We start from the raw sequence: 19309 nt of genomic DNA on the forward strand, positions 1-19309 counted from the left end.
TTAGTGTGATAAGGAGAAAAAATGAAAATTACCTTAACAAAAGAAAAAGGACCTAAAATTTCAAAATACATTTATGGGCATTTTGCAGAACACTTAGGACGTTGTATTTATGAAGGAATTTATGTCGGTGAAGATTCATCAATTCCAAATATCAATGGTATGCGTACCGATGTCGTCGAAGCTCTAAAAAACATTAAAATCCCAGTTCTTCGTTGGCCAGGTGGTTGTTTTGCGGATGAATATCACTGGAAAGACGGTATTGGTCCAAAAGAAAATCGTAAAAAAATTGTTAACACTAACTGGGGTGGCGTAACTGAAAATAATCACTTTGGGACACACGAATATTTTGAATTGCTTCGCCAACTTGGCTGTGAAGCTTACATCAATGGTAACGTTGGTAGCGGTACAGTCCAAGAAATGCAAGAATGGATTGAATACATGACTATGGACGGTGAATCTCCAATGGCAAATCTTCGTCGTGAAAATGGTCATGACGACCCTTGGAAAGTGGCATTCTTCGGTGTTGGTAACGAAAGCTGGGGTTGTGGTGGGAACATGCGTCCAGATTACTACGCAGATGTTTATCGTCGTTACCAAACATTTGTTCGCCAATATGGTAAAGATAAAATCTATAAAATTGCTTGTGGTCCCAATATTGATGACTACAATTGGATGGATCGTGTGATGTCTATTGCTGCGCCATTTATGGACGGCATTAGCTTACACCATTATGCACTTACTGGTGCTTGGGAAGACAAAGGACCAGCACTTGGTTTTGAAGAATCACAATGGTGGTCACTTCTTAAAAGTGCTAAGAAAATGGATGAACTCATCACAAAACACAGCACTATCATGGACAAATACGACCCTGAAAAACGTGTTGGTTTGATTGTTGATGAATGGGGGTCATGGCTTGCTGTCGAACCAGGTACAAATCCAGGATTTCTTTACCAACAAAATACAATTCGTGATGCCATGGTTGCTGCTCTTACATTGAACATTTTCCACAAACATGCTGACCGTGTTCATATGGCAAATATTGCACAAACAGTTAATGTTTTGCAAGCAATGCTTTTGACTGAAGGCGATAAAATGGTGAAAACACCAAGTTATCATGTCTTTGATTTGTACAAAGTGCACCAAGATGCTGAAGTAGTAGCATCATATGGAGATGAATCTGATACACTTTCTTACACAGTTTCTAAGAAAGATGGTATGATTTCAATTTCTCTTTGCAATTATTCATTAAGTGATACACAAACACTTGATGTTGCTGGTGAATTTGGTGATACAATCGCCGAAGCTCGTTATATTTCAGCAGATAAAATGGATGAACATAATGACTTTGAACATCCGGAAAATATTGTTATTAAAGATTTTGATGGAGTAAGTGTGGCTGATGGTCAATTATCAATCACAATGCCTCCAATGTCAGTAGCAACAATTCGTATTCCAGAATAGGAAATTATCTGGTAACACGGGAAAAAATCTATTTTGAAATAGGTTAGTCTCTTTTTAAGAGGTGTTACATGCAGGATTTAACACAAGGAAAACCGATAAAGGTTATTATCTTATTTACTATTCCTTTAATTATAGGGAGCTTTTTCCAACTAGCTTATAATTTCGCTGATGCGATGATTGTTGGACACACATTGGGTCAAACAGCATTTGCAAGTATTGGGGCAACAGGAAGTTTGACTTTTTTAATCATTGGATTTGCCCAAGGGCTGACAGGTGGATTTTCCATTATTGTTGCCCAGCGTTTTGGTGCTAAAGATTATAGTGGCTTGAAGCGTAGTTATGTTCATGGCTTGTTTTATACGATAGTGGTTAGCTTACTATTGAGTATTCTCGCTTTACTCTTTTTAAGACAATTACTGCAACTTATGCAAACACCAGATAGCCTAATAAAATTTTGTGAGCGCTTTCTAATATCTATCTTCGGTGGTTCAGTATTTACAGTACTATTTAACTATTTATCAAATGTATTACGAGCAGTTGGGAACTCAACTACACCTTTGGTTGCTTTGGTTTTAGCATGTTTAATGAATATTGGGTTAGATTTCCTTTACATCTTAACTTTGCATATGGGAGTTTTTGGAGCAGGTGTTGCAACGGTAGAAGCGCAATTTTTTTCAGTTATCTTTTTACTTGTTTACATTCGGAAAAAGGTGCCATACTTCCATCTGAAAAGAAGTGACTACAAATTGAACGCTGCGGATTTGAAACTTCATGCTAGGTTAGGATTTCCGATGGCTTTCCAAAATAGTATCATTGCCATTGGTTCGTTAACACTCCAAATTGTATTGAATAATTTGGGAACAGTTGCAATTGCTGCTCAAAGCATTACAGCAAAAACAGATCAGTTAGCCATGCTTCCAATGATGAACCTTGCACAAGCCATATCAACATTTACAGCTCAAAATTATGGAGCCCACAAGTTTAAACGTTTGATAGAAGGACTTCGACAAACGCTGGCCATTGTTGTTATTTGGGCAATTACTTTTGCTATTTTTCTTATAACATTTAACCGTTTCTTCTCTGGACTTTTTATCAATCATCCATCTGAAGATGTTTATCAATTGGCAAAAATTGCTTATGTGATTAATGGATTGTGTTACTGGATTTTGGCAATTCTTTTTATCGTACGAGGTTTCATTCAAGGATTAGGGCGAAGTTTCGCGCCAACACTCGCAGGAGTTATGGAATTAATCATGCGTGTTGTGGTATCGATTGTCGGACTTTTAACAGTTGGTTATACAGGAGTTGTTTTTGCTAATCCCGCAGCTTGGTGTGGTAGTGTGGCAATTTTAATCCCAGCAGCAATTATTTACAAAAAACGTTTAATTGATGTTGTAGACAAAAAATAAGCTCAGTTGTCAAAGCGTGGGTGGGCTGAGATACGTTGGGGTATCTTACTAATAAATTTTAGATGATAAAGGAATAATTTTGAAAGGAGTGGTTTATCAAAAAAGTTATTAAAAATGTTTTTTGATGGGTGTAGACATTATGTTTTTCTTTAATTTTTAACGAAAAAAGTTAGGACTCCTTTTAAACACCCATTGTATTAATCTGCGTTGTGTTTAGAAAAAGTATCTTTTCTATTGGTTAATGGCAATTGAGACTCACCTAGTAGTTTAATAACAAAAATGACATATACCTTATACCTAAAAACTTAGAATTGCAATATTGTCTAACATAATCTCCTTTAGACAAGAATTATCAATTGCTATTAACGGTATGAAATGATTAATGGTTCTAAACATTAATAATAAGGGAGAACTGATAGGGTTCTCTCTTTTTTAGTAAATGTGTTTTAGTAAAACCTTGGTAAAAACTTACGGAAAACGTTTACAAAAAATTTTATGAGGAGTAAAATAAAGACAAGACCTAAGAAAGAGGGAGAAAAATGAAAGTAGTACAAGAAATTGTAGCAACAATTAATGGGAAAAATATTGAAAAATACACGATTGTCAATGATAATGATGTGCAAGTTGGTTTGTTGACTTTGGGAGCAACTTGGCAAGAATTTTTGGTGCCAGATGGAAAAGGTGGACACAAAAATATCATTATTGGTTTTGATGATCCTGCTGAATATGGCAAAAATACTTTGTGTGCTGGACAATCTATCGGTCGTGTTGCTGGGCGTATTAATCATGGTCAGTTTACACTTGATGGAAAGCTTATGCAGCTTCCGCAAAATGAAAATGGCAACACTCTTCACGGTGGTCCTCAAGGCTTTCATAAGCAAATTTGGCAAGCTTGTGTTGATTTAGAACGCAATCAAACTAGCATTGTCATGACTTATAATGCTAAAGAAAGTGTGGATGGTTTCCCAGGTGATATGCTTATCACAGTGCGCTTTACACTAGATAACAACAATCGCTTTACGATTCAATACACTGGTAAAAATGGCGGTCAAGAAACGCTATTTAATCCAACGAATCATGTGTACTTTAATCTTGGGGAAAGACAAGATTTGACACACCATACCTTTACTTTGGCAGCGGACCATTATTTAGAAACACGTGATGACCTCATTCCAACAGGAAAACTCATTGACGTTTCTGAAACAGCTTATGATTTTAGAGCTGGTCGAAATCTTGGAGATGCCATTAAGGCGACAGGCGGATTTGACGATGCCTTTTTAGTCCCAGCTTCACTTGATGCTCCTTGTGGTGAGTTAAAAGATGAAGAAAGCGGCGATGCTGTTAAACTTTATTCAGACCGTAATGCTTGGGTTGTCTACAGTATGGTTGGTATTCCTGATGGCATTTACCCAGCGCGTGATAAGGGTAAAATGGCTAAAGAATTTGAAGCAGTGGCACTTGAAGGTCAATTCTTGCCTGATGCGATTAATCATGCCGGCTTTGGTGATATTGTCTTGCAAGCTAACGAAGAAAAGACTTACACCATTGCTTTTGAATATTACAGAGGATAATTTCTAGTCCCCATCGATTTTTTGAAAGGTGGAAAAGCTGTGGAAAAGTTATACATCTGGGGAGATAAAATTCCTGGAAATTCAAAAAAGTGTAAGACTGATATTTTGGATATTCACAAAGAGTATTCTCAACAAGAAATAATTGAAAAGTACCCTGGTATTTGGGATAAAACAAGTTCAGAACTTGGTGATTTATCGGGTAACGATACTATGGTGTATCACCAAGAAATTGAACACGGTCCTGCTAAAATGACCTATGAAGATGAACCGTTTTTAATCCCCTATATTGTTGAAGGAAGTGATAGTTGTGTGATAATCTGTCCTGGTGGTGCTTATCTGACAAAAGTTATGGAAGACGAAAAAGCAACAGCTGAGGCTTTAAATCGCGCAGGTATATCGGCCTTTATCCTCTGGTATCGGACTTATCCTTATCATGCTCCGCTGATGTTTTTAGATTGTCAACGAGCTATACGTTATGTGCGGTATCATGCGAGCGATTATGGTATTGACCCAGAAAAGATTGTTTTGATTGGCTTTTCTGCTGGTGGTAATTTGGCTGTTGAGACCTATTATTGGTTAAGAAATCGAAATCTTATGCCTGATTATTCATTAGATGAGGTCGATAAGGTCGATGCTAAAGTAGTAGGGCTTGCAGGCGTATATCCAGCGATTTCTCTAGTTAATGATAAGATTATTGCTATTTTAGCTGGTCGAGATACTTACGATAATCCTGAAAAAAGAGAGCATTTTACCAAAGAATATGACATCTTTAGCCAAGTCCAGAAGGGAGATGTGCCACTATTTTTGTGTGCAGCCATGGATGATACAATTGTTGATCCGGTACATCTTTTGACTCTGACAAGTATAGCTAAAGAAAAGGAAATTCCTGTTGAGTTACATCTTTTTCCACAAGGTGGTCATGGTTTCAATGACGAAACGATACTTAAACAATGGAAAGAACTCTTTATTTTGTGGCTAAAACGGATATTAAATTAAAAATCAGCACCCCCAACGGGTGCTGATTTGCTTTAAAGGTTGAGATTATTTAAAAAATCTTGGCGATCTTGTGCGGTGCTTTTATCGATATTTCCCATATTTTGCCAGGTGATATGCTTAATGCCAAGCTGTTTTAAGGTAGCGTTGATGAAAACGCGCTTGATGGCATCGCCGCAAAAAAGTCTTAAGTACCAAGTTGGTGAAGTAGATGTGGTGAGGATTGTGACTTTTTCGATGTGGGTCAAATGCCCAATAAGACCAGTTTTTCCGACCTCGTAGGCAAATGTTTTTTTCATAACCTTGTCGATAAAGCCTTTAATCATTGCTGGTGTGTCATTCCACCAAATAGGAAAGATGAAAATAACATGATTAGTAGAGGTTAAAAATTTTTGGTACTGCTCGACAAGCGGGTCAGTGGTTTTCCCATCTTTAAATAAAGCCAGTTCTTCGCTGGTATAGGCTGGATTGAAATGGTCTTTGTATAAGTCGACGAGGTTGAATTTTTCTTGTCTTTGCATCAAAGTCCCTTCGACATTTTCTAAAATAGCGTGATTGAAACTTTTGTCATAAGGGTGTGCGTAAATAATGAGTGTATCCATTGTAACCTCCATGAACAATTTTTTCACCTACATTCTAGCATAATAGCTTCAAAAAAGAGAGTAGAAACTGTCTCTTGTCAGGCTGACAAGATATTTCTTGGGGAATTTTGATGTGGTAAGCTTTAATTATGATAAAATAAATTTATCCGAAACATTATTGTTTACATCTCCAATGGCACTGGGGACAGTGCCGATTTTTGTTGAGATAGGCTAATCATTTTGTTTTGAGATGGTGATACTATAATACGTTTTTAGTGGTTCTCTTTTTGTGTTAATTTAACTGTGATGGGTTTGAATTGACACTGTGACAATCTTTATATTAAAAGCTTATGTTGCTGGAAGAAAGAAATGTGATACAATAGTATTAATCCTTTAAAACTTTTCTTTTTTTCAATAACTATCAAAGCGCGCTAGTTCAGCGCGCTTTTTTGTATCTAAAATAATAAAAACTAAAGAAGTCTTTGATAAAAGTGTGATAATCATGAGCAAGTTTTAACTATCAAAGTAAATTTTTATGATATAATAGTATCCTATAGTTTTTGAAAAAAAGTGAAAGTGATAGAAGATTTAGAAGTGTTGAGTTCAATGTGACTTTATCTTCTTTAAATGGGAAAAAGGACCTAATATGAAAAAGATTAAACTTATTCTTGCTACCCTAATGGCAGCCCTTTTTATTTTTGTTGGTGGGAAAGCTTTAGCTTATGATATCACGGTTACTAACGGTGGTTCAGGAACTTATGAAACCTACCAAATCTTCACTGGTGATTTGTCATCAGATGAAACAACTCTTTCTAATATCAAATGGGGAGATGGGATTACACCAGCTGGTCAAGCTGCTCTTCAAGCAAAGTATGGTGTGAGTTCTGCCGCAGAAGTAGCTGAAAAACTTGATGCCAATAAAGAAAATGCTGGCTATGCAGAAGAATTTGCTAAAGCAGCAGGTCAATACCTTCAAAATGCAGCAGGTTTAACTGGACATGCGGCTGGTTATTACCTTGTCCAAAATAAGACAGTTGGAAGTAACGAAGCTTACACGAACTACATCTTGGAAGTCGTCAAAGATGTTAAGGTAACCCCAAAAACATCAATTCCAAGTGTTGAAAAAAAAGTTAAAGAAACTAATGACACGACTGGTACTGTTAGTGACTGGCAAGATTATGCTGACTATGATGTGAAAGATAAAATTCCCTTTCAATTGACAGCGACTCTGCCAGCTAACCTTGACTCTTATGAGAACTACTATTTTGAGTTAGCAGATAAATTGTCACCAGGATTGACTTACAATGGTGATGCAACGGTTTATCTTGTTAATGGAAAAAATCAAATAGATGTTACAAAATACTTTAAACTCGATGGCTTAAACTTTAAAATTGATAATTTAAAATCGCTTAGTAAGCTGACGTCATCATCAAAAATCGTAATTGAATATAATGCAACTCTTAATGAAAATGCTGTTTTGGGTTCAGCTGGTAACACAGGTAGCGTTGAGTTAATCTACTCAAATAACCCTAATAATACTGGTGTCGGAGCAAGTACAGGTAAAACTCCTGAGAAAGTTGTCAAAGTCTACACCTACGAAGCAATCTTTGAAGAAGTTGATAAAAACAAAGAAAGCTTGAAAGGTGCTGAATTTACGCTTTACAAAGTCGTCAAAGATGGCGACACTGATAAAAAAGTAGAAGTTGGAAAAATATCTGTTGATGAAGCAGAAAAATTTGCCTTCAAAGGACTTGATGCTGGTAAATACACCCTTGTGGAAACAAAAACACCAGATGGCTACAATACTATTAAACCAATTGAATTCAAGGTTGTTGCTAATTATGATAAAAAATTAGATACCCCTACAGAACTTTCAGGTGAATCAAAAGACGCAAGCTTTGAGTCAAACCTTGATGAAGGGTCATTGACTGCTGAAATCATTAGTCGTAAAGGATCTCTTCTTCCATCAACTGGTGGTATGGGAACAACAATCCTTTATCTTGTAGGATCAATCCTTGTCCTTGTCGCAGTTGTTCTATTAATTACGAAAAAACGTATGGAAAGAAATTAATATAAAAATATCCCCACGCTAGTCTAGTGTGGGGTTTTGTTGTGCCTTTGTTTTACAAACAAAAAAACCTTGCAATAGCAAGGCTTCAGGGATGTGGGAAAATCCTCCCTATAGGGCTCGAACCTATGACCCATGGATTAAGAGTCCACTGCTCTACCAACTGAGCTAAGGAAGGATAATAAGCTGTATTGGCACCGTGATCCACGCTTTGTATTGAACCCGCGATCTTAAAGCAGGTGGGCAACTCGCTTCTCCTTAGTCGCTTCCGCGTGTGACGGCTTGCATACTGGAGAAAGACTACTGTTTCCCGAAATACAAAAATTTAGTCGGTCAACACATTGATGTGAATTCGTATGCCACAGCAATAACCTATGTAATTATGATACCACTTTAAAAAATTTTTTCAAGGGATAAACTGAAATTTTAGAAAGCGTTTTTTGAAAAACGTCAAGAAAACTTACAGAAAGTAGGCCGTGATTATTTTGATAAATGATCGATGCGTTCTTTATTGGCGCCGAGGGCACGCTCGTATTTGCCTGTTTGGTTGGGTTCAAAATAATTTTTGCCGACCAATTTATCTGGAAGGTATTGTTGTTTCACCCATTTTTCAGGATAGTTGTGAGGGTATTTGTAATCTTGAGCATTACCAAGCTCTTTACTACCAGCATAGTGTCCATCACGCAAATGACGTGGGATTGGTAGTGAGCCGTTTTTATGCAAATCAGCGATAGCTTCGTCGATAGCTGTGTAGGCTGAATTTGATTTTGGTGATAAGGCTAGGTCAATCACGACGTTAGCAATCAAGATGCGGGCTTCAGGAAAACCGATTTTTTGAGCGGCATCAAGGGCTGTGACGGTATGAATCTGGGCATCGGGATTGGCAAGACCGATATCTTCATACGCGATGACAGTCAGTCTTCTAGCAAGGCTTGGCAGATCCCCAGCTTCAATTAAGCGAGCTGCGTAATGCAGGCTAGCATTAACGTCAGAACCACGGATGGATTTTTGAAGGGCTGAGAGCACATCGTAGTGTCCATCGCCGTTTTTGTCCATGGTAATGTAGCTGCGCTGCAAGCTATTTTCAACGGTGTCAAGGTTAATGTGGCGAATGCCTTTGTCATCAGCTTTGGTTGACATGACCGCTAAATCTAGAGAGTTAAAGGCAGAGCGCAAATCACCGTTGGTAGCTGTTGCGATGAAATCAAGAGCATCCGCATCAATATCAACATCAAATTCAAAGCCGCGCTCCTTATCTGATAAAGCCGTTTGAAGAGCTTGTTTGATATCGTCGGTTGATAGTGGTTCTAGCTCAAAAATTTGTACGCGGGAGCGGATGGCAGGTGTCACTGAGAAAAATGGATTTTCTGTGGTTGCCCCAATCATGATGATGTTTCCATTTTCAAGTAGGGGTAAGAGGAAGTCTTGTTTGGTTTTATCAAGACGATGAATTTCATCGAGGAGTAAAACCAGACCACCAGAGAATTTGGCTTCTTCAGCGATTTCTTGCAGGCGCTTTTTACTGTCGGTTGTGGCATTGAAGGTACGAAAGGCGTACTTGGTTGCTCCGGCAATAGCGCTAGCGATTGAGGTCTTCCCGATGCCGGGAGGACCGTAGAGAATCATGGACGAGAGCATGTTGGCTTCGACCATGCGGCGAATGATTTTTCCTTCGCCTACCAGATGCTTTTGCCCGATAACTTGATCGATGTTTTTGGGGCGCATCCGTAAAGCGAGATTATTTGGCATGTATTTCCTCCAAGTAATAACTGTACATGAGGTCATCGACGTAAGTACCGTTTAGATAGAATTGATTTTTAAGGGTAGCTTCCAGAGTGAAGCCGATATTTTCGTAGAAACGACAGGCGTTTTTATTTGATGATAGCACGTGGATGACAACTTTTTTGTAATTATCAGATTTGGCCATGGCAAAGAAAGCTCGGATGAGTGAGTGTCCGATGCCTTGACCTTGAGTGTCTTTGTCGACTGCGACAATGAAACTTACCACGTGACGTGCGCTAGGGAAAGGATAGTAGGCATGATAATCAAGAACTCCCAAAATAACCCCGTTTTCTTCGGCAACGAGATAATGTGAATGATTCTGAAAGGCTTGAATGATTTTATGTTTATTTGCGGCTGGTAAGCTAGCAGGTGTATTGAAGTTGTCCCAAGTTTTATTTTCCATGGCAACGACTTGTTCAATGTCTTCTAGCTTCATTGGTCGTATTTGCATGTCATTTCCCCTTAAGTATGATAAAATAATTGTAACACAAAAGAAGATTGGAAGAAATTTTTAATGGCTAAATTTGGCTTTTTATCAGTATTAGAAGAAGAAATGGATAAGCACTTCACCTTTGATTATGCCATCGATTGGAATAAGAAAAATCATGCGGTGGAAGTGACTTTTATTTTGGAAGCGCAGAACCAAGCTGCTGTTGAAACCGTGGATGACCAAGGTGAGGTTAGCAGCGAGGATATCGTTTTTGAAGATTACGTGCTATTTTATAACCAAGCAAAATCTAAAGTTGACCATGATGACTACTTGGTGACTGTTCCTTTTGATGCGAAAAAAGGATTCTCACGCGAATTTTTAGCGTATTTTGCAGAAACATTAAACGACGTTGCAACTAAAGGTCTTGATGATTTGATGGATTTCTTAGCAGATGAAAATGCAACTGACTTTGCCCTTGAATGGGATGCTGAAAGCTTTGAAAAAGGCAAAGCAGAGTTAACAGAAACAGAATTCTTTGCTTATCCGAGATATTAAGCAAAGTTAGTGAGTTGGGGTTAATAGCTCCGCCTGAAATAGATTAGATAGAAAGGAATAGGTTCGGTTAGTGTTTTTAACTGAACCCGCCCGAAACAAAATAGAAAAGGAGTGTAAGGATAAGTGTTCAGCTTTGAACACGGACGGAAAACTCGGAAAAAAGATAAGCTTGACTAGTGTCTGTCGACACGTCATCAAGCTTCCTATTTTTCAGTCGTTTTCTAGTCGTCCTTTGTATCAGAATTATGGACAAGTGGCAAGAGTTGACTGTTGAGGTCTTGCGTGATGCAGAAGAGGCTGCGTCAAATATTTTGATTGAATTGGGTAGTCAAGGGGTTGCTATCGATGATAGTGCTGATTATCTTGGTCATGTTGGGAAATACGGAGAAGTTTTCCCAGAAATTAAACAAGTGGAAACTGTGAAAATTACAGCTTACTACCCTGAACACATTGACATTGAAGAAGTTGAAAAAGAAGCGTCTAAACGTTTGGCTGAATTGACACATTTTGGTGTGGATGCTGGTGAGGTTCACTATGAGACACAAGAATTGGCTGAGCAAGATTGGGCTGAAAATTGGAAGAAATATTATGAGCCAACACGTATTAGCCATGATTTGACAATTGTTCCAAGTTGGACAGATTATGAAGCTGGTTCAGGTGAAAAGACGATTCGTCTTGACCCAGGTATGGCTTTTGGTACAGGAACTCACCCAACGACAAAAATGAGTCTTTTTGCGCTTGAACAAGTGCTTCGTGGTGGAGAAACTGTGATTGATGTGGGAACTGGTTCAGGTGTGCTTTCAATTGCAAGTTCACTTCTTGGGGCAAAAGATATCTACGCTTATGACCTTGATGAAGTAGCTGTGCGCGTGGCGCAAGAGAACATTGACCTTAATGATAACACTGAAAATATTCACGTGGCTACTGGTAACCTTTTGCAAGGTGTAGACATTCAAGCTGACGTTATTGTGGCAAATATCCTTGCGGATATCTTGGTTAACATGACCGAAGATGCTTATCGTCTTGTGAAAGATGAAGGCTACCTTATCATGTCAGGAATTATCTCTGATAAATGGGAAATGGTTCGTAAGTCAGCTGAAGACGCAGGATTCTTCCTTGAAACACACATGGTTCAAGGCGAATGGAATGCTTGTGTTTTCAAAAAAACAGATGATATTTCAGGTGTAATTGGAGGATAAATGCAACAATATTTTGTAGCTGGACAGGCTCAAGATGTGGTGACAATCACAGATAAAGACACGGTTAAACACATGTTCAACGTCATGCGCTTGACTGAAGATGAAGAAGTGGTGCTAGTTTTTGATGACCATATCAAACGTTTGGCAAAGGTTATCGACAGTGCTGAGCATCGTTTTGAAATCCTTGAAGAACTTGATAGCAATGTTGAAATGCCAGTTGAAGTGACGATTGCTGCTGGTTTTCCAAAAGGAGATAAGTTAGAATTTCTAGCTCAAAAAGGGACTGAGCTTGGCATGGCAAATCTCTGGGCTTTTCCTGCGGATTGGTCTGTCGTCAAATGGGATGGCAAGAAATTAGCTAAAAAAGCAGACAAGTTAGCAAAAATTGCTCTTGGTGCTGCGGAGCAAAGTAAACGTAATCGCATCCCGCAAGTGACTCTTTTTGAGAAAAAAGCTGCCTTTCTAGCAGAATTAGAACAGTTTGATAAGATTTTTATCGCTTATGAAGAATCTGCTAAAGAAGGCGAGACAGCTGTTTTAGCGCGTGAACTGTCACAAGTTAAAGCAGGAGAGAAAATTCTTTTCATTTTCGGTCCAGAAGGTGGAATTTCACCAGAAGAAATTACAGCGTTTGAGGAAAAAGGTGGGCTGAAAATTGGCTTAGGTCCGCGTATCATGCGTGCAGAGACAGCGCCGCTTTATGCCTTATCAAGTGTCAGCTATGCTTTAGAATTACTAAAATAAGAGTGAGATTTTTCTCGCTCTTATTATATTTTTTAATTGACAGCGCTTTAAAAAATTTTTATCCTAGAGATAACGATTTCAAGATGAGGATAGAAAATGACAACGATAAAGGATGTAGCAAAGCTTGCTGGCGTCTCTACGTCGACAGCCTCAAGAGCTTTGCATAACAGTGACATGATTAGTGAAGCAACTAAGGAACGCGTTCGTCGTGCCATGCAAGAATTAGATTATTCACCAAATTATTCTGCGCAAAATTTGGTGAATCGCACGACTAACACCATTGGGATTGTGCTACCAGTTCGTGAGAGCCAAGATTCTCTTGGTAATAACCCCTTTTTCATGCAGATTATCCAAGGTATTTCAAGTGTTTGTAGTGAGAATGATTACATGGTTAGCTTGGCAAGTGGGCGCACGCCAGAAGAACTGCGCAAAAATTGTCAGGCACTGATTCGTAGCGGCAATATTAGCAAATTTATCTTTTTGTATTCGCACAAAGATGACCCAGTTTTTGATTTTGTGAGAAAGCAGAAGAAAGTTTCTTGTGTAGTTGTCGGAAGTTCTTATGAAAAAATCGCCTCAAAATCTGTTCAATTTGTGGATAATGACAACCATCAGGCGGGGCGAGACGTTGCCGAATTTATGGTGAATAAAGGTTTTGAACATCTTGTTTTTGCCTATACTGACATGAACGAATTGGTGCAGACTGAGCGTTATCAAGGCTATCAGGAATATTTAGAAGAACAGCAAAAAGACAGTTTGTCTCTTCATTTTTCAAGGGTCAAAGAAGATGAGAATATTCTTAAGCTGCAGCAGTTTTTAGCTGAGCATCCTAAAACGCAAGCCTTTATTGCTTGTGATGATATCATGGCTATTCGTTTGCAACGCTTGTTTAAAAATAGCAAACAAGAAAAGTCTTATGCCGTGATTAGCTTTAACAATTCTTTGATTACAGAAATTGCCAATCCAGCTTTGACATCGGTTGATATTTTTCCTTATCAGCTTGGTGAGAAAGCTGCGCAATTACTTTTGGAAAAATCTAGAAAAAGCGCAAGCCAGAAAGTTATCATTCCTCATCAAATCATCGAAAGAGAATCAACGATTGCATTTTAATTAAAAAAATAAAAGAGTAAAGAAAGCTTTTTTTCATTGGGAAAAAGTCTCTTTGCTCTTTTTTGTTTTAAAAAAATTCTCGAAAACGCTTTACAAAATAAAAATACGTGCTATAATAAAATCATCAAAAGCAACGCAAACGTTTGCGTAAATTATTCAACTCAAAAATCATTTATTTTACACAAATCAAGTAATATTAGTGACGTTCTTGCTTGATTTGTAAAGCAAATGGTTTCCGAGAAAAAGTTTTAAGGAGTCGTTTCATGAAGAAGGCATTTAAAAAATTGACAAGCTTCGAATTTTGGCAAAAATTCGGTAAATGCTTGATGGTTGTTATTGCCGTTATGCCGGCAGCCGGTTTGATGGTTAGTATTGGTAACTCGCTCCCGCTAATCAATGCTGACTCAGCTGTACTTGCTACTGTTGGTAATGTTATCGCACAAATTGGTTGGGGGATTATCAATAACCTTCACATTTTGTTCGCTCTAGCTATTGGTGGTAGCTGGGCAAAAGAACGTGCTGGTGGTGCATTCGCCGCTGGTATCGCATTTATTCTTATCAACTTGATCACTGGTCACGTTTACGGTGTATCACTTGATATGATTGCTGATAGTAAAAGTGTTGTTCACAATGTTCTTGGTGGCAAGATGCTTGTCTCTGACTACTTTGTTAATGTGCTTGGTCAACCAGCGCTTAACATGGGTGTCTTTGTAGGTATTATCTCAGGTTTTGTTGGGGCAACAGCTTACAATAAATACTATAACTACCGCAAATTGCCTGATGTTCTTTCATTCTTCAATGGTAAACGTTTCGTACCATTCGTTGTTATTTATCGTTCAGTTCTTGTTGGTTTGTTCATGGCACTTGTTTGGCCAATTATCCAATCAGGAATTAATGGATTTGGTATGTGGATTGCGTCATCACAAAACTCAGCTCCATTCTTAGCACCATTCTTGTATGGTACTTTGGAACGTTTGCTTCTTCCATTTGGTCTTCACCACATGATTACTATCCCAATGAACTACACTTCACTTGGTGGTACTTATGAAATCTTGACTGGTGCTCAAAAAGGTACTGAAGTCTTTGGTCAAGACCCACTTTGGTTAGCATGGGTAACAGACCTTATCAACCTTAAAGGTTCAAATCCTTCAGATTACCATCACCTTATGGCAACTGTAACACCTGCCCGCTTCAAAGTCGGACAAATGATTGGTGCAACTGGTACACTTATGGGGCTTAGCCTTGCAATGTACCGTAACGTTGATCCAGACAAGAAGAAAAAATACACTGCGATGTTTATCTCAACAGCAGCTGCTACATTCTTGACAGGTGTTACTGAACCAATCGAATACATGTTTATGTTTGTCGCAATGCCACTTTATGTTGTATACGCACTTGTACAAGGGGTGACATTTGCTCTTGCTGATTTAGTTAACCTTCGTCTCCATTCATTTGGTAATATCGAACTTTTGACACGTACACCAATGGCTCTTAAAGCAGGTCTTGGTGGAGATTTAATTAACTTTGTTATTTGCTGTATCTTATCAGGTGTTGTGATGTACTTCATCGCAGACTTTATGATTAAGAAATTTAACTTTGCCACTCCAGGTCGTAACGGTAATTACGATGACATGGATGATGACGCTGCTGCATCAACAACTGGTGCGACAGTATCTGCAAACTCTCAAATCGTTCAAATCATTAATCTCCTTGGTGGCCGCGATAACATTGAAGATGTTGATGCTTGTATGACACGACTTCGTGTAACTGTCAAAGATGTCGCACGAGTTGGTGATGAAGAAACTTGGAAAAAAGCTGGTGCTATGGGTCTCATTATCAAAGGCTCTGGTGTTCAAGCTGTTTACGGACCAAAAGCAGATATCTTGAAATCTGATATTCAAGACCTTCTTGATTCTGGTGCTGAAATTCCAACAATCGACTTAGCAGAAGTTAAAGGTAATGATGTTACAAAAGTCTCATATAAAGGTGTCACAGAAGATGTCCTATCAATCGCAGATGGTGAAGTAAAACCAATCACAGCTGTTAAAGATCCCGTATTTTCAGCTAAAATGATGGGTGATGGCTTCGCTGTTGAACCAGAAAATGGTAATGTTTATGCACCTGTGTCAGGTATTGTCACAAGTGTCTTCCCGACTAAACATGCCTTTGGATTATTGACTGATAGTGGTCTTGAAGTTCTTGTTCACATCGGACTTGATACTGTTGCTCTTAACGGTGTGCCATTCTCTGTTAAAGTAGCAGAAGGTCAACGTGTTCAAGCAGGTGATCTTTTGGTGGTAGCTGACTTGGCAGCTATCAGTTCAGCAGGACGTGAAACGACAATCATTGTTGCCTTCACAAATACAGCAGAAATTAAAGCAGTCAATTTAACACAAACAGGAAAAGTTTCTGCTAAAACACCTGTTGCAAAAGTAGAACTTTAAGCTTATATTACTAATAGTGATAAAGAGATTTGGGTTAAAACTAAATAGAAGGGAGTCCGGGGTAGACATCTCGGACTCTCCTTTAACTTGAGGAGAAAGGACATGGCAAAATTTTTAACACTTAATACGCATTCTTGGTTAGAGGCAAATTCGTTAAAAAAATTATTCGATTTGGCAGAAAATATTTACATTGAGAATTATGATGTCATTTGTCTTCAAGAAATTAACCAAGACATTCGAGGCTTAGCTGCAAAAGATGTGGAAGGGTATGAAAAATTACCTGGTAGCCCAGAATTACACCGTGATAATTATGCTCTTCAATTGGTCAATTACCTCAGAAGCCAAGGAAGACATTATTATTGGTCTTGGGCTTATAACCATATTGGATATGATAAGTACAATGAAGGTGTTGTGATTTTATCGAAAAATCCAATTAAGGTAAAAGATATTCTTGTCTCAGCGGTGGATGATGAGCATGATTATCATACTAGACGTGTCCTAGCGGCTGAGACTGAAGTTGATGGCAAACCAGTTACCGTGGTGAGCCTTCATATGTCTTGGTTCGGTAAAGGATTTGAAAGTGAATGGGCAAAGTTAGAAAAAGCGCTCAGCGATTTTCCTAAACCACTTGTCCTTATGGGAGATTTCAACAATCCTACCGATACGGCTGGCTATGACATGATTTTAAACAGCCCGCTTGAGTTGCAAGATAGTCACAAAGTGGCTAAATCCATTCAAGGTGATCACACCATTATCGAAGATATTGATGGCTGGGAAGGCAATAAACAGTCACTCAAGGTTGATCACGTTTTTACAAGTAAAGAAATTGAGATTCAATCCTCAACCGTTGTCTTTGATGGCGGTGAATCTCCAATCGTCAGTGACCATTTCGGTCTTGCTGTCGAACTTAACTACTAATTAATTCTACCTCCTAATTATTTGTTTGTTTTTTAAAGCGCCCTTGTCCCGGGGCGCTTTTGATGTGTAAAAAAAACACCTTGGTAAAAGGCGTTTTAAAATATAAACAAATCTAAAATTAGTTATTTACTATAATTTGATTTTAGAAATATTGCGAGCTTTGCTCTCGATAGAGTGATATTTTCCACCGTGGTGAAAGTGGCTGAAATAATGATAAATCAGCCACCGGGAAGTTTTGAGACTTTAGGCTCAAAACTTAGGCATGGAATTTCGAAGGAATTCGCTGCCGACCATACCACCTAAGGGAAGTATCAGAAAAAAATTTTGTTATATATTTTTATTCCACAATTGGGCTTTTTAGGTAAGCGTCAACAAGGCGTTCTGTTGCTTGGACAGAGTCGATGTGTGTGCGTTCATATGAGTGGCTTGATTCGATGCCTGCGCCAAAGAGGGCGTGTTTGACTTCGGCACCTGCACGAAGGGCAGCAGAGGCATCACTACCATAGTATGGGTAGATGTCCAATTTGTATGGGATTTTATTTTCTTCAGATAGGGCAACAAGGTGTTGGCGGAGTTCGTAGTTATAAGGTCCAGAACCGTCTTTGACACAGATTGAAACGCTGTATTCATCTGTTTGTTGGTCGTCACCCATAGCCCCCATGTCAACTGAAAGGTATTCGACTGTTGCAGCTGGAATGCTTGAGTTAGCACCGTGACCGAGTTCTTCGAAAGCAGAGAAGTAGAAGTGAGTTGTGTATGGCAAAGTGATATTTTGAGCTTTGTATTCTTTGAGCAATTCAATGAGAATGGCTGCTGATACTTTGTCATCCAAGTGACGTGATTTGATGAAACCTGATTCGGTAACAACCACGCGTGGGTCAAATGAGATAAAGTCCCCAACTTCGATACCAAGAGCGCGTGTTTCTTTTTCGTTGGTTACTTTTTCATCTAGACGAACTTCCATGTTAGCTTGATTGCGTTCAGCAGTTCCAGCATCTTTGTAGACATGAACAGAAGTTTGGTGCATAAGGATTGTACCACTAATTTTTTTACCATTTTTGGCAACGTGGATAGTACAATTTTCACCTTCGATAGCGTTGTAGACAAAGCCACCGATAAGGTCCATTTTAAGGCGACCGTCTGGTTTGACAGCTCGCACCATGGCACCAAGGGTATCAAGGTGAGCTGTGACCACGCGGTGTTTGCTGTCATCTTTACCAGTGACAGTGACCATAACGCCACCTTTATTTGTGCGGACAGGAGCGTAGCCAAAGCTTTCAAGCTCAGCAATCACGTAATTCATAATGTGGCTTGTGTAGCCAGTAGGTGAAGGGATATTTGCAAGTTTTGTAATGTAATCAACTGTTGTTTTCATTGTCTCTCCAATACCATCTAGTCATTTGTCGGACATTTCCGACAGTCTAATGTCATTATAACATTTATTTGCGACTTTGTTTCTGACGAAGAAAAAAAGTCATTTTGACTGAGGCGTAAAGTTTTGAAAATGGTCTACGATAACTTCTGCTAGTCGTTCAATATCTGAGCTTGTGCCGCGGAGTTCAAAGTCCCCAAGCATGGGAAATCCAAAGCGGTTGGCGTATTGTTTGGCTGTTAAGCAGTACTGTTCATTGAAATTGCGGTTGCCTGAGCCGATAATACCAAAACACTGTTTGTCATTATCATGGGCAGCAATGAAATCTCCAAGTGGGGTTGTCAAAATCTCAACATCACCAGAGTCAACGCCATTGCCACCTTCTAGGTAGGTCGGCAGAATTGCCACAAAAGGTGAGGCAATGGGAAAGGTTTCGTGGTTAAGATCCTTGATATTGATGGCTTTACTAGAGAGTTGATAATGGTTCTGAAGATATTCTCCTAAACGTTTCACAAAGCTCTGGACATTGCCACTTAAGCTAATGTAGACGATGGTTAGTGTTTTTTCTGTCATAAGACACCTCATGTGAATAGTGTTTTTAGCCAATTTACCATAATGAAAGGGCAGAGACAAATGATTAGCTTGGAGAAATTAGTTGGATTTTAAATGTGA

Annotated in this window: 16 protein-coding genes, 1 tRNA gene and 1 other RNA gene; 11 read left to right on the forward strand and 7 right to left on the reverse strand. The window is 38.8% G+C overall.

The genetic code is table 11. The annotated features are described in order from the left end of the window. The first annotated feature begins 21 nt into the window (after nucleotides 1–21). The 4 genes from BLR83_RS07965 to BLR83_RS07980 all read left to right on the forward strand — a co-directional run bounded on the left by BLR83_RS07965 (nucleotide 22) and on the right by BLR83_RS07980 (nucleotide 5437). On the forward strand, nucleotides 22–1461 hold the full coding sequence (locus tag BLR83_RS07965) for an alpha-N-arabinofuranosidase (protein ID WP_074561177.1): 1440 nt from the start codon (nucleotides 22–24) through the stop codon (nucleotides 1459–1461). A 68-nt stretch (nucleotides 1462–1529) separates the two neighbouring features. After that, complete coding sequence (locus tag BLR83_RS07970) at nucleotides 1530–2870, forward strand: MATE family efflux transporter (RefSeq protein ID WP_074561178.1); 1341 nt, start codon at nucleotides 1530–1532, stop codon at nucleotides 2868–2870. Between the two features lie 539 nt (nucleotides 2871–3409). Beyond that, entirely contained in the window at nucleotides 3410–4441 is a 1032-nt protein-coding gene (locus BLR83_RS07975) for an aldose epimerase family protein (protein WP_074561179.1), read from the forward strand. A gap of 39 nt (nucleotides 4442–4480) precedes the next feature. Next, nucleotides 4481–5437 carry an alpha/beta hydrolase gene (locus tag BLR83_RS07980; protein WP_074561180.1) on the forward strand — a complete coding sequence of 319 codons (957 nt, stop codon included), beginning with the start codon at nucleotides 4481–4483 and terminating at the stop codon, nucleotides 5435–5437. A gap of 32 nt (nucleotides 5438–5469) precedes the next feature. Here BLR83_RS07980 and BLR83_RS07985 read toward each other — a convergent pair whose 3' ends face one another. Next, nucleotides 5470–6036, reverse strand: a complete 567-nt coding sequence (locus BLR83_RS07985; protein ID WP_074561181.1) for an NAD(P)H-dependent oxidoreductase — start codon at nucleotides 6034–6036, stop codon at nucleotides 5470–5472. Nucleotides 6037–6661: 625 nt separating this feature from the next. Here BLR83_RS07985 and BLR83_RS07990 point away from each other — a divergent pair. Beyond that, entirely contained in the window at nucleotides 6662–8086 is a 1425-nt protein-coding gene (locus BLR83_RS07990; RefSeq protein ID WP_074561182.1) for an isopeptide-forming domain-containing fimbrial protein, read from the forward strand. Between the two features lie 102 nt (nucleotides 8087–8188). Here BLR83_RS07990 and BLR83_RS07995 read toward each other — a convergent pair. From BLR83_RS07995 to BLR83_RS08010, 4 genes are all read right to left on the reverse strand, one after another. Next, nucleotides 8189–8261 (reverse strand) — tRNA-Lys (locus BLR83_RS07995). A gap of 2 nt (nucleotides 8262–8263) precedes the next feature. Next, a non-coding RNA gene (gene ssrS, locus BLR83_RS08000) (6S RNA) lies at nucleotides 8264–8454 on the reverse strand. Nucleotides 8455–8563: 109 nt separating this feature from the next. Continuing rightward, nucleotides 8564–9832 carry a replication-associated recombination protein A gene (locus tag BLR83_RS08005; protein WP_074561183.1) on the reverse strand — a complete coding sequence of 423 codons (1269 nt, stop codon included), beginning with the start codon at nucleotides 9830–9832 and terminating at the stop codon, nucleotides 8564–8566. Continuing rightward, on the reverse strand, nucleotides 9822–10316 hold the full coding sequence (locus BLR83_RS08010) for a GNAT family N-acetyltransferase (RefSeq protein WP_074561184.1): 495 nt from the start codon (nucleotides 10314–10316) through the stop codon (nucleotides 9822–9824). The genes BLR83_RS08005 and BLR83_RS08010 overlap by 11 nt, the downstream gene beginning before the upstream one ends. A 63-nt stretch (nucleotides 10317–10379) precedes the next feature. On the opposite strand from BLR83_RS08010, the gene BLR83_RS08015 reads away from it, so the two are divergent. The 6 genes from BLR83_RS08015 (at nucleotide 10380) to BLR83_RS08040 (ending at nucleotide 17265) form a co-directional block, all read left to right on the forward strand. Beyond that, complete coding sequence (locus tag BLR83_RS08015; RefSeq protein ID WP_074561185.1) at nucleotides 10380–10850, forward strand: DUF3013 family protein; 471 nt, start codon at nucleotides 10380–10382, stop codon at nucleotides 10848–10850. Between the two features lie 245 nt (nucleotides 10851–11095). Next, on the forward strand, nucleotides 11096–12049 hold the full coding sequence (gene prmA / locus BLR83_RS08020) for a 50S ribosomal protein L11 methyltransferase (protein WP_074561186.1): 954 nt from the start codon (nucleotides 11096–11098) through the stop codon (nucleotides 12047–12049). Beyond that, nucleotides 12050–12793 (forward strand): 16S rRNA (uracil(1498)-N(3))-methyltransferase, encoded by a 744-nt coding sequence (locus tag BLR83_RS08025; protein ID WP_074561187.1) that lies wholly within the window; start codon nucleotides 12050–12052, stop codon nucleotides 12791–12793. A 96-nt stretch (nucleotides 12794–12889) separates the two neighbouring features. Continuing rightward, nucleotides 12890–13903, forward strand: a complete 1014-nt coding sequence (locus BLR83_RS08030) for a LacI family DNA-binding transcriptional regulator (protein ID WP_074561188.1) — start codon at nucleotides 12890–12892, stop codon at nucleotides 13901–13903. A 263-nt stretch (nucleotides 13904–14166) separates the two neighbouring features. After that, complete coding sequence (locus BLR83_RS08035; RefSeq protein WP_074561189.1) at nucleotides 14167–16347, forward strand: PTS transporter subunit IIBC; 2181 nt, start codon at nucleotides 14167–14169, stop codon at nucleotides 16345–16347. Between the two features lie 102 nt (nucleotides 16348–16449). Beyond that, nucleotides 16450–17265, forward strand: coding sequence for an endonuclease/exonuclease/phosphatase family protein (locus BLR83_RS08040; RefSeq protein WP_234791877.1), 816 nt, complete (start codon nucleotides 16450–16452; stop codon nucleotides 17263–17265). Between the two features lie 337 nt (nucleotides 17266–17602). Here BLR83_RS08040 and BLR83_RS08045 read toward each other — a convergent pair whose 3' ends face one another. Both BLR83_RS08045 and nrdI read right to left on the reverse strand, forming a co-directional pair. Continuing rightward, nucleotides 17603–18640, reverse strand: a complete 1038-nt coding sequence (locus BLR83_RS08045) for a M42 family metallopeptidase (protein WP_074561191.1) — start codon at nucleotides 18638–18640, stop codon at nucleotides 17603–17605. 99 nt (nucleotides 18641–18739) lie between these two features. Continuing rightward, nucleotides 18740–19210, reverse strand: coding sequence for a class Ib ribonucleoside-diphosphate reductase assembly flavoprotein NrdI (nrdI, locus tag BLR83_RS08050; protein ID WP_074561192.1), 471 nt, complete (start codon nucleotides 19208–19210; stop codon nucleotides 18740–18742). Nucleotides 19211–19309: the final 99 nt, after the last annotated feature.

The organism is Streptococcus equinus (assembly GCF_900101445.1).
Lineage (GTDB): Bacteria > Bacillota > Bacilli > Lactobacillales > Streptococcaceae > Streptococcus > Streptococcus equinus_B.